General features: G+C 55.4%; 9 protein-coding genes. 5 read left to right on the plus strand and 4 right to left on the minus strand.

All coding sequences use genetic code 11. The features are described from left to right. Nucleotides 1-2: 2 nt before the first annotated feature. Together MXM41_RS18750 and cobT are read left to right on the plus strand one after the other, a co-directional pair. The gene (locus MXM41_RS18750) at nt 3-602 is read left to right on the plus strand and encodes an adenosylcobalamin/alpha-ribazole phosphatase (RefSeq protein ID WP_325933627.1); all 600 of its coding nucleotides are present in this window, start codon (nt 3-5) and stop codon (nt 600-602) included. 11 nt (nt 603-613) lie between these two features. Next, nucleotides 614-1,663 carry a nicotinate-nucleotide--dimethylbenzimidazole phosphoribosyltransferase gene (cobT, locus tag MXM41_RS18755; RefSeq protein ID WP_325933628.1) on the plus strand — a complete coding sequence of 350 codons (1,050 nt, stop codon included), beginning with the start codon at nt 614-616 and terminating at the stop codon, nt 1,661-1,663. Here cobT and MXM41_RS18760 read toward each other — a convergent pair. After that, nucleotides 1,647-2,264, minus strand: a complete 618-nt coding sequence (locus MXM41_RS18760; protein ID WP_325933633.1) for a DUF2238 domain-containing protein — start codon at nt 2,262-2,264, stop codon at nt 1,647-1,649. The two genes, cobT and MXM41_RS18760, sit on opposite strands and share 17 nt — an antisense overlap. A gap of 116 nt (nt 2,265-2,380) precedes the next feature. After that, a complete protein-coding gene (locus MXM41_RS18765) occupies nt 2,381-5,356 on the minus strand; it encodes an autotransporter domain-containing protein (protein WP_325933634.1) in 2,976 nt (991 codons plus the stop codon). A 187-nt stretch (nt 5,357-5,543) separates the two neighbouring features. Between MXM41_RS18765 and MXM41_RS18770 the strand changes: the two genes are divergently transcribed. Both MXM41_RS18770 and MXM41_RS18775 read left to right on the plus strand, forming a co-directional pair. Continuing rightward, nucleotides 5,544-6,383 (plus strand): alpha/beta hydrolase, encoded by an 840-nt coding sequence (locus tag MXM41_RS18770; protein WP_325933636.1) that lies wholly within the window; start codon nt 5,544-5,546, stop codon nt 6,381-6,383. Nucleotides 6,384-6,419: 36 nt separating this feature from the next. Further along, nucleotides 6,420-7,139 carry a GntR family transcriptional regulator gene (locus tag MXM41_RS18775; RefSeq protein WP_325933637.1) on the plus strand — a complete coding sequence of 240 codons (720 nt, stop codon included), beginning with the start codon at nt 6,420-6,422 and terminating at the stop codon, nt 7,137-7,139. On the opposite strand, the gene MXM41_RS18780 is transcribed toward MXM41_RS18775, so the two are convergent. Beyond that, on the minus strand, nt 7,127-8,326 hold the full coding sequence (locus MXM41_RS18780) for an enolase C-terminal domain-like protein (protein WP_325933639.1): 1,200 nt from the start codon (nt 8,324-8,326) through the stop codon (nt 7,127-7,129). The genes MXM41_RS18775 and MXM41_RS18780 overlap by 13 nt on opposite strands. A 275-nt stretch (nt 8,327-8,601) precedes the next feature. Here MXM41_RS18780 and MXM41_RS18785 point away from each other — a divergent pair, with 275 nt between their 5' ends. Continuing rightward, entirely contained in the window at nt 8,602-9,975 is a 1,374-nt protein-coding gene (locus tag MXM41_RS18785; protein ID WP_325933641.1) for a PTS transporter subunit EIIC, read from the plus strand. A 193-nt stretch (nt 9,976-10,168) separates the two neighbouring features. On the opposite strand, the gene MXM41_RS18790 is transcribed toward MXM41_RS18785, so the two are convergent. Continuing rightward, on the minus strand, nt 10,169-10,475 hold a 307-nt coding region (locus MXM41_RS18790; protein ID WP_325933642.1), incomplete at its 5' end, for a hypothetical protein.

A 10,475-nucleotide genomic window follows, 5' to 3' on the forward strand; every position in this document is an offset into this window, starting at 1 on the left:
GCATGCGATTTTTTCTGGTTCGCCACGGGCAAACTGCGGCCAACGCCAGCGGCCTGTTCTACGGCAGCACCGATGTTCCCCTGACGCCGCTGGGCATTGAGCAAAGTACGCGCGTGGCCGGCCTGCTGGCGGAGGTCTCCTTCAGCCATGCGCTTTCAAGCGAGCTGCAGCGAGCCCAGCAGACCGCACAGCTGATCGTCCCGGTCACCGGGTTAGACCCGCGACTTAACGAGATCGATTTTGGCCGCTGGGAGATGCGCCACTTCAGCAACATCGCCGAAGAGGAGCCCGAAGCCTGGCAGCGCTGGATGGATGACTGGCAAAACGCCACCCCCAGCGGCGGTGAGCCGTTTGCGCATTTTGCCGAACGGGTTAAGGCGGTGGCGGAGGAGTTAACCCTGCGTCAGTCGCCGGGCGATATGTTAATTGTGGCGCACCAGGGGGTGCTCAGCCTGCTGCTGGCCCACTGGTTACAGATGCCGACGGAATCGTTATGGCATTTCCCGTTTAAGCAGGATGCGTACACGATGGTGGAAAATCGCGACGGTTTTATGATGTTACGCGCTTTTAATGACCGGAGCCCTTTCCGGACCGAAGAATGAGAACAACACGCATGCAGACAATTCAGGAACTGGTGGCTGCCATTCGGCCGCTGGATAAGAACAAGCAGGCGCAGGCGGCGCGGCATATCGATGGTCTGGTAAAGCCGCTCAATAGCCTGGGCCGTCTGGAGACGCTGGCCATCCAGCTGGCAGGCATGCCGGGGTTAACCCTGCTCGACAACCTGCAAAAAGAGATTATCGTGATGTGCGCCGATCATGGCGTCTATCAGGAAGGGGTGGCCATCAGCCCGCAACAGGTGACCCATCTGCAGGCGCTGAACATGCTGAAAGGCACCTCCGGGGTCTGCGTGCTGGCGAAAAGTAACGGCGCCTCGGTGCTGCCGGTGGATATCGGCATCGACTGTGAAGCGATTGACGGAATGCTGAATCTGAAGGTGGCGCGCGGGAGTGGCAATATCGCCCGGGGGCCAGCGATGCGTCGTAATGATGCCGAACGTCTGCTGCTGCGCAGTGCACAGCTGGTACAAAAACGTGCGGCTGAGGGGATCTCGGTGTTTGGTACCGGCGAGCTCGGCATTGCCAACACTACCCCCGCGTCGGCTATTATCAGCGTGCTGTGCGGCTGCGATCCACACGAGGTGGTGGGCATCGGCGCGAACCTGCCAGCAGATCGCATGGCGCATAAAGAGGCGATGGTCCGGCAGGCCATCGCAGTCAATCAGCCTGACCCCATGGATGCCATCGACGTACTGGCGAAAGTGGGTGGCTACGATCTGGTGGGGATGACCGGGACGATCCTCGGCGCGGGAGCCTGCGGGCTGCCGGTGGTGCTGGACGGTTTTCTCTCCTGTGCCGCAGCGATAGCCGCCTGCCAGCTTGCGCCTGAAGTGAAAAATTACTGCATCCCGTCGCACTGCTCGGCGGAAAAGGGGACGCAGCGGGCGTTAGAACATCTCGGCTTGACCCCCTATCTGTATCTCGATCTGCGCCTCGGCGAAGGGAGCGGGGCGGCACTGGCGATGTCGATTATCAGTGCCGCCTGCGTCATGTATTGCCAGATGGGCGTGCTGGCAGAAAGCGGTATCAGTCTGAAGGCGTAATCTGGCGCTGATGCCATCGCCCAAGCAGCAGCACCGACGTCAGCGCGCCGAGCAGGGCACAGAACATATCGGACTGGGTATCCCACTGATCGCCCTGGGTGCCAAGGAAATCATCCGCGCCCTGGCCCATCGCCAGCGCCGCCCACCACTCGATGAGCTCGTAGGTGGCGCTGATCGCCAGCGCAACGCAGCACACCAGAAAGCCCGTCATCTTGCGGCCCGTAACGTAGCCGCCACGCACCAGGATCTCCCGCGCCGCCAGCGCCGGAACCAGCCCCTGGAAAAAGTGCCCCAGCTTGTCGTACGGGTTGCGGCTCAGGTGCAACATATCTTGTACAGCAAAGCCAACGGGCACTTTAGCGTAGGTGTACATTCCGCCCACCATCAGGATGATGGCATGCCAGAAAATCAGCGTGTAGAGCAGGGGGGTCAGCGGGTAGCGCCGTTGGGTGGCGAGAAGCAGCGGCACGATGATAATGACCGGCGTCACTTCCATCAGCCAGGTGATGCGGTCCAGCGTATACAGACCGGTATAGATCAGGATCAGCAGCAGAAGCAGCGCGCCGACCTTTAACGCAGAGGAGAGTGCAGATTGTGTCATGTTATTTAATTGTCTGGAAAAACAGACACTATCGACCTGCCTGGCGAAAAATACAATGTTTACGTCGGGTATAAAAAAACGGGGCCACAATGGGCCCCGTTATTCGTTGATCACAATCAGAACGACTTGCGTAAACGCAGGCTGAAGGTATGCGCCTGGTAACGGTCACCTGCCTGCAGATCGTAACGCGCGTCAAAGCTCAGATCGTTGGCGTCATACAGCGTGCTGCCGATGGCCACGCCAGCCATATCTTCCACCGGAGAGGCACCTTTGGTGATAAAGCTGGTTTCACCAATGGCGTCTGCGGCATAGGTCGCATGACTGCTGACCTGACGGTTATCGTACTGGTGGATCCAGGAGACCTGGGCGAACGGCGTCAGGTTACCCAGACCGGTGGAGAAGGTCTTCTCGATACGGGCACCGATATCGCTCACGACCGACTGTGAATGGGTGCTGCTCACATCCAGCGCCATACCATTGCCGCCGGTTTCGCTGTAACCATCCACATGCTGATAACCGTAAGTCAGGCTTGCCAGCGGGGTCAGCACCACGTCGGCTGGCAGCGTGATCGGGTAGCCAAACTCGCTCTGCAGGGTGACGGACTGACCGTTGAACTTGCCGTGGGCTGCGCCGGAGAAGCCGGTGAAATCGGCGCGGCGTACGGAGCTGTAGTTCTGACGGTTCAGGCCTGCAGAGAGGTTCAGGTACCAGGGATTGCCGGTATAGCCCGCGTAACCAATCACCCCATAGTTATCGGCGGTAGAGTTGTTGCCGCTCAGGTTGTCTTTGCCGTGCACTGAGGTATTGCTGTAGTTCAGCGCCGCACCCAGGCGCCAGTCATCGCCCAGCGCGCGGTCGGCACCGATGATCAGGCCGCCAAATTTCGCCGTGTAGCCGCTCACGTCGTCGCTGCTGTCCTGACGGGCATAGCCGCCAAATGGCTGACCCCAGACGATCCAGTTGTTAGCGTAGTCATCGCCGGTCGCCACCCCGCTGGTGCCGGAGGCTTGCGGATTACGCACGGCATCGATGTGAGCACCCACTACGGCCTGAGCGGTAGAGGTAGCAACGGTTGCCGCGGAGCTGGTGTTGAGATTCTGGCTGGTAGAGAGACGTTCGCCTGCACGGTTCGCCTCTTTTTTGCCTTCGATTGCCAGCGAGGCGTTGTACAGATTCAGCAACTCCGGAGAAGCGATGCCGGAGTAGTTCGCCAGCCCGCCGAGTGCCGCAGTGGCGCTTGGGATGGTGGCGTAACCCCGTTTGCCCGGCTGGGCAGGCTCTTCTGGCGCAGGCGGCACTGGCGTCGTGACCACCGGCGGAGTGATTTCAGGCTCAGTCACTACCGGCGGTGTCACCTCTGGAGTCGGCTCGGGCTGAGGTTCCGGCAGCGGCTCTACCGGGTCAGGAATGACCGGTTCTGCCCCCAGGGTTAATACCAGCGCTTTGCTCTGTGCATCTTCATAGACGGAGCCGTTGACCATACCACGGTAGCCGAGGGCTTTATAATTCAGCTGGTCGGCATGGTAATCGGTCTCTGCGCCTGCGGCATTGATGACCACATAACGCTGACCTTCAGCGAACTTATAGGTGCTGCCGGTGCGCAGCAGGTTGATGCTGGATCCCGCGTCGATAGTGGCGTTGCCGCTAACGTTCAGGCGGCCATAGCCCGCGTCGGCAAGCAGATCGCCGTTAGCTGCGGCCAGATCGGAGACCCCGGAAATCAGCGTTGCGGCCGCTTTCTGATGGTAATCACCGGTGATGTTGATGCTGTTGTTCACCTGCAGAGAGGCAGCTTCGTTCACCACGGTGCCGGTCGATACTTCCACTTCATCGCTCATCTGCAGTGACATCAGGCCGTATTCCGGCATGCTGGTAACAATATTATCGTTCAGCAGCAGCGAGCCGGTGCCAAATACAACGTCAGAGCCGATAAGGGTACCTGTCGCTCCGTCGATGCCGGTCAGCGTGCCCGTAGTGGTGGTGCCACCATTAATGGTTAATTGTGTCGCGTTTAAGGCGTAGATATCACCGGCAATATCACCCGTGTTAGTCAGGGTCACACCATCGCTGTTATTGCTACCGATCAGCAGAGCAAAATTGCCGCCGGTTAACAGACCGTTGTTAATAATCTGCGTTGCTGCGCTCTGGTTGTAGTAGTTCCAGATGTAGATACCGCTCCAGTTGCCTGATATTTCACCGTTGTTAACGATCGTGCTGAGGTCGCCGTCACTGTAGATAGCGGCATAATTGCTGTTAATCTGGCCGTTATTTTCAATGGTGCCAATGGTGCCATAGGTATAAATTCCGGCGAAGCTGCCATTAATCTTATTATCATTAACGATAGAATGAATGGTGCTCTCGTTATATATTCCGGAACCGCTGTAATTATCAGACGTACCACCGTCAATCGTACCGGTATTCTGCAACGAGCCAATCGTACCCTTATTCAGAATGGCACTGTTTTGACCATAATTAACGTTATTTTCGGCTGGGATGTAAGAGATCAAACCCGCATTGGTTAAGCTATCAATGGTCCCCTGGTTACTGATGGCGCGGGAGCCCAGGATTTTACCCTCGGCAGTATTGATTAAGGTGTTAATCGTTCCGGCATTGTCTATCGTGCCGTTGTAATAAGAATTGGAGTCGTAGTTATAGTTATAAGTGTTCTGAACGCCCTTAATGGTGCCGCTGTTGGTGAAGGTGTTAATCACCCCCGATGCCCCCAGGGCAACGACTTTGCCATTCTGGTACTGATTGAGGCTGGTAATGGTTCCGTTATTGTTAAGCTCACCCACGGTTCCATCAATCTGCACAACATTACTGCTTAAAAATAATGGCACATTAGCAACGTCGCTGATGGTGCCGTCATTGGTAAGCGTTGTTACAGTCACGCCCGAATTAACGGTTAACGCCGATCCCGGGGCGCCGGTCACACTCCCCTGTTGGGTGATATGCACGAATTCTTTTTGGTCAGCGATCTGAACATTGCTGGTCGGCGTGTCGATAATTAACTCTGGAGAGGTGGCATAGGACTGCGCAGCCGTTGATGCAACCAGCAGAGAGATCAGCTGGCTAAGACGTTTCTTTTCCATGGTGTACCATCATAAAGTTGCGATGTTGTGCAAAATGCAATCGTGATTTCTTCGGATTAATCCGATATCTTCGGGCGCAGAATATACAATTTGTTGCCGAAAACAATAAGTGCTGCTTAATTATTTCAGCTTGAATTCAATCCCCGTTTTTTGTGATGTTGATAATTTGAGTTAAGGTTGGTGCGGTATGAGGATATATCCTCATTTTTTGCAGGGAACGGTATTGATTAATTTATCTTTATTATTGATGGGGTGTATTTCAGCCGATCTGCAAAGCACTGCGCAAAAAATAGCCAGCAAAAGTGGTCTGATCAGTGAAAAATTTGACGTAGATCCCTTCCCGATTGTCGGCTGGCATCGCATCACGCCTCCGGTTAACGTTCTGCATGTGTACATCGAAGGGGATGGCTTTGCCTGGAAAACGCGCACCACGCCTTCGGATAACCCGACGCCGCGTAATCCGACCGGGCTGAAGCTGGCGGCGGCGGATAACCACGCCAGTGTGCTCTACCTTGCCCGGCCCTGTCAGTTTATCGGGCCGCCTCTGCCGGCCAGCTGCAGCGTTAATATCTGGACTCAGGATCGCTTCTCGCCTGTGGTTATTGAGGCAATGAACGCGGCGCTGACTCAGGCCGTGGCGCGTTATCCGGGAGTGAAAATCGATCTGGTTGGCTACTCCGGGGGAGGCAATATTGCTGCGCTGCTGGCGGCACGCCGGAGCGACGTGCGCTCCCTGCGCACGGTGGCGGGCAACCTTGACGTCGCATGGGTCAACGCTCTGCATCATGTTACCCCGATGCCTGCGGCCGAAAGCGCTATCGATCGTGCGTCCGCACTTCGTGCCCTGCCTCAGATCCACTACAGTGGGGAAGCCGATACCACCGTGCCGCCCGCCGTCGCCCGACGTTTTCAACAGGCGGTGGGGGGAACCTGCGTGCAGACGGAGGTAGTCAGCGGCTTGAGTCATGGTTCGGACTGGGCGGCAGTCTGGCCGCGCTTGCTGGCCCAGGGTTTGCCGGAGTGTTGAGGTGTGGTCAACGTTGAATGATTTCAGGATCGAATTATGAAAAAGAAAGAGTTTGTGACCCAGGATCTGCTGAGCAAAATCTACCAGGACACCACCACGGGGCCACGCAAACTTCCCCCTGAAAGACAACTGGCCGAAGAGTACGGCGTGTCGCGTTTCACTATCCGTCAGGCGCTGGAAAAGCTGGTGAGCATAGGCGTGGTGCGGATAGTGCAGGGCTCGGGGATCTGGATCAACGAGCACGCGCGTAATAATCCGCTGATCTACAACTCGATCACGGAAAAGCGATTCGATCAGATGCGCTACCGGATGATTAGCCTGCATAAGACGCGACCGGATCGCGCGGCACAGCAGATCTTCGGTATCGATGAAGAGAGTTTTATCTGGCACTTTTGCCGCTTGCGCTACGTCGATGACCAGCCTGTACAGCTGGAGATATCCAGCATGCCGGCCGCCGATTTTCCCGATCTCAATCAACAGGCGATTGAGCGTTCTATCCAGCAGTACGTATTAAGCAAAGGGCTGGTCATTTCCCATATGCTGACCACCTATCGGGCGGTTAGCGTCAGCCGTGAACAGGCGGTGCTGCTGGGCTGCAAAAAAGGCGGGCCGGCAATGCATATCAACAACCGCGGGATCCTGGAGGGGGGCCGGGTATTTGAGGTGAGCGACATCATTGATATCAACTACACCTGCACCTACGTCAGCCCCTGGAATCGCGATAATTTAGCCTGGCGGCAAAATCAGGGGGTATGAAGGGTGCCGTCCGGGAGGCGGCTTTGCGTCCACTCGTGCGGGCGGTAGACCACCGGATGCGCCAGGGCCTGCTCTTCATTAAAGTCCGTACCGATGCCGGGTGCCGATGGCGGGTAGATAAATCCGTCCTTCACCTCAGGTGCGCCGGGGAACACGCTATCGGTGGTTGCTGAGCGGGGAATAAATTCCTGGATGGCGGCATTGTGCAGATGAATGTTCAGGTGCGTATTCACCGCCACGCCGATCGGGGTCATATCGCCGGGCCCATGCCAGGCAAGGCGTATTCCAAAAGCCTGGCAAAGATGCGCCAGTTTCAGCGCGGGGGTAATCCCGCCGATTTGCGAGACATGGCAGCGAATAAAGTCGATGCGGCGGTTCACAATCAGATCGTGCCACTCCGCCGGATTATTGAACAGTTCACCCATTGCCAGCGGCACGCAGCTTTGCTGGCGAACCTGTTCCAGCCAGGCGCTCTGCTGGGGCGGTAAAATATCTTCGATGAAATAGGGCTGGTATGGCTCCAGCTGTTTTGCCAGCAGTACCGCCTGCTGGGGGAACAGACGTTCGTGAACATCGTGTAAGAATTGCAGCTTCCAGCCATATTTCTCACGCAGGGCGCGGAACATCTCCACGGTATTGCTCATATATTCCTGCTGATCGAACCAGGCGCCTGAGGATGGGTTATCCGGGGTATGCAGTGCCGACGGCGTGCCGCCGTAAAAACCGAGCTGGCAGCGGATATGCCGATAGCCCTGTGCGACAAGGGTATCGACGGAGGCAAAAAGTTCTTCCAGCGTCTCGCCGCTGGCGTGGCTGTAAGCCGGAATCGCATCCCGGGATTTACCGCCCAGTAGTTGATACAGAGGCATGCCAGCCAGTTTTGCCTTGATATCCCACAGGGCCATATCCACGCCTGAGATGGCGTTATTCATCACCGGGCCGTTACGCCAGTAGGCGTTGACGTTCATCATTTGCCACAGATCTTCGATGTTGTTGGCATCCCGACCGATCAGCAGCGGTTTAAGGTACTCATCGACCAGGGTTTTGACTGCCAGGGGGCGCTGCTGGAAAGTGGCGCAACCGTGCCCAACCGGCCCTTGTTCCGTGGTGACGCGGACGGTCACCAGGTTATGTCTGTCCGGGCGCGTAATAAAGCACTCAATATTTTTGATAATCACAGGCGTCACGAGAAACTCCTTTGCTGCGCTGTGGAAATAGAGAATGGGAATATCATCACCCTAAAAATGTTGGCGGGTAAATGGTTTTTTTTATTATTTATTTTGGTCAGTTATTTGGTTTTATTTTAATTAAAAACCAGACCAATTTTAAGCAGCTCAGGGTTTTATGACTCCTGTAATGGCATATTGTGAGCAGGTTCAAGTTTTATTGGTTTGTTTTGTTGTGGTGGTTTATTTATTCTCAGTGCATCAATAAAACGACAACAATAGCGGCAGGAGTCTTTATGGGGACGCAAGAAGCCATCAATAATATTATTCGTCTGGTTGGCGGCCAGGAAAATATTAATAAAGTCTGGCACTGTATGACGCGGCTGCGGTTTGATTTAATCGACGATAATAAAGTGGATCAGAACGCGATCAAAAATGTGCCTGGCGTACTGGGGGCACAGCTCCAGAGCGATCAGTTCCAGGTGATTATTGGCCCGAAGGTGAACAGCTGGTACGAGCAAATGCTCGGCGTGCTCAGCCAGGATAGCGGCAGTGCGCCGACGGCAACAAAGGGGCGTAAAAGCCTGGTCTCCCTCTTTATGGATACCGTCTCGGGCGTATTTGGTCCGATTGTACCGGCCATTGCCGGGGCCGGGATGATAAAAGGCCTGTTGGCGGGGCTCATCGCACTGAAGGTGGTTTCGGCGAAAAGCGATACCGTCATGGTGATCGACCTTATTGCCAGCGGCGTCTTTTATTTCCTGCCGTTCTTCCTTGCAGTCTCGGCGGCGAAAATCTTCAAAACGAATGAGTATCTCGCCGCAGCGGTAGCAGCCTGTCTGATGTATCCCTCCTTAATAGAAGCAGCGAAAGCGCTGGCGGCACATCAGGAAGGGGCGGTAAGCGCGCTCTGGTTAATGAATGCGATCCCGGTATCCGTTTTTAACTACGCCTCAAGCGTCATCCCGGTGATCTTCTCGGTGCTGGCGTTGAGCTATATCCATCGCTGGGTCGATAGCATCATGCCGGATGTCCTCAAAACCGTCTTTACGCCAACGCTCACCCTCTTTATAGGTGCGCTGGCGGCGCTGGTGGTGATCGGCCCCATCGGTATCTGGCTGGGTAAAGGACTCGCCTTCTTTATAGAAGGGCTGTTTGGCGTGTCGGCCAGCTTTGCCGGGCTGATTGTCGGAGCCATCCGCCCGGTGGCGATCCTGACCGGTATGCATCATGCGATGACGCCAATCGCCCTGCAGAACTTCAGCGATCGTGGCTACGACATGCTGATGCCGATGATGTTTATGGCCAATATGGCGATAGCCGGGGCGACGTTTGCTATCTGGCGTCTGAGCCGTAATCGCCAGGAGAAGAGCGTCACGCTGTCGGCGGCTATCTCTGCGCTGCTGGGTATTACCGAACCGGCACTATTTGGAGTACTGACGCGCTATAAAAAAGCGTTCATTGTGGCGACGGCGGCAAGCTCTTTGGCATCGGCCTTTATCGCCTTCTTTGGCGTGCGTCTTTATGGCTACATTCTGTCGAGTATCTTCAGCTTGCCTGCTTATATAGGCCCGTACTTTGTCTTTGCCCTGGCAGGCGTCGCGATATCACTGGTGTTATCCTTTACGCTGACCACTCTTCTGGTAGGCAAAGAGCAAGCCTCTGACTGAATCACCCCCCCGCTTATCGGGCGCGCAACGGCAAATATCACTATGATTGTGGATAAGTCTGTGTGTAATCAGGTATAAGGCGGGGTTTTGCTGGGGAATGCAGCAGTCAGTCATTTTTCTGTCATTTAAGGGTTGCGGGCTCCGGAGAACTCCCTATAATGCGCCTCCAACGACACGGCGGATGTGAATCACTTCACACAAACAGCCGGGCCGGTTGAAGAGAAAAGCGAAAATAATCGCTTGACTCTGAAAGAGGAAAGCGTAATATACGCCACCTCGCAACGGTGAGCGAAAGCCGCGTTGCACTGCTCTTTAACAATTTATCAGACAATCTGTGTGGGCACTCAAAGTGGCATGGATTCTTAACGTCTTCGGACGAAAAATGAATACCAAGTCTCAAAGAGTGAACACGTAATTCATTACGAAGTTTAATTCTACGAGCATCAAACTTAAATTGAAGAGTTTGATCATGGCTCAGATTGAACGCTGGCGGCAGGCCT

This window comes from Leclercia adecarboxylata (genome assembly GCF_035787115.1).
GTDB lineage: Bacteria > Pseudomonadota > Gammaproteobacteria > Enterobacterales > Enterobacteriaceae > Enterobacter > Enterobacter adecarboxylatus_E.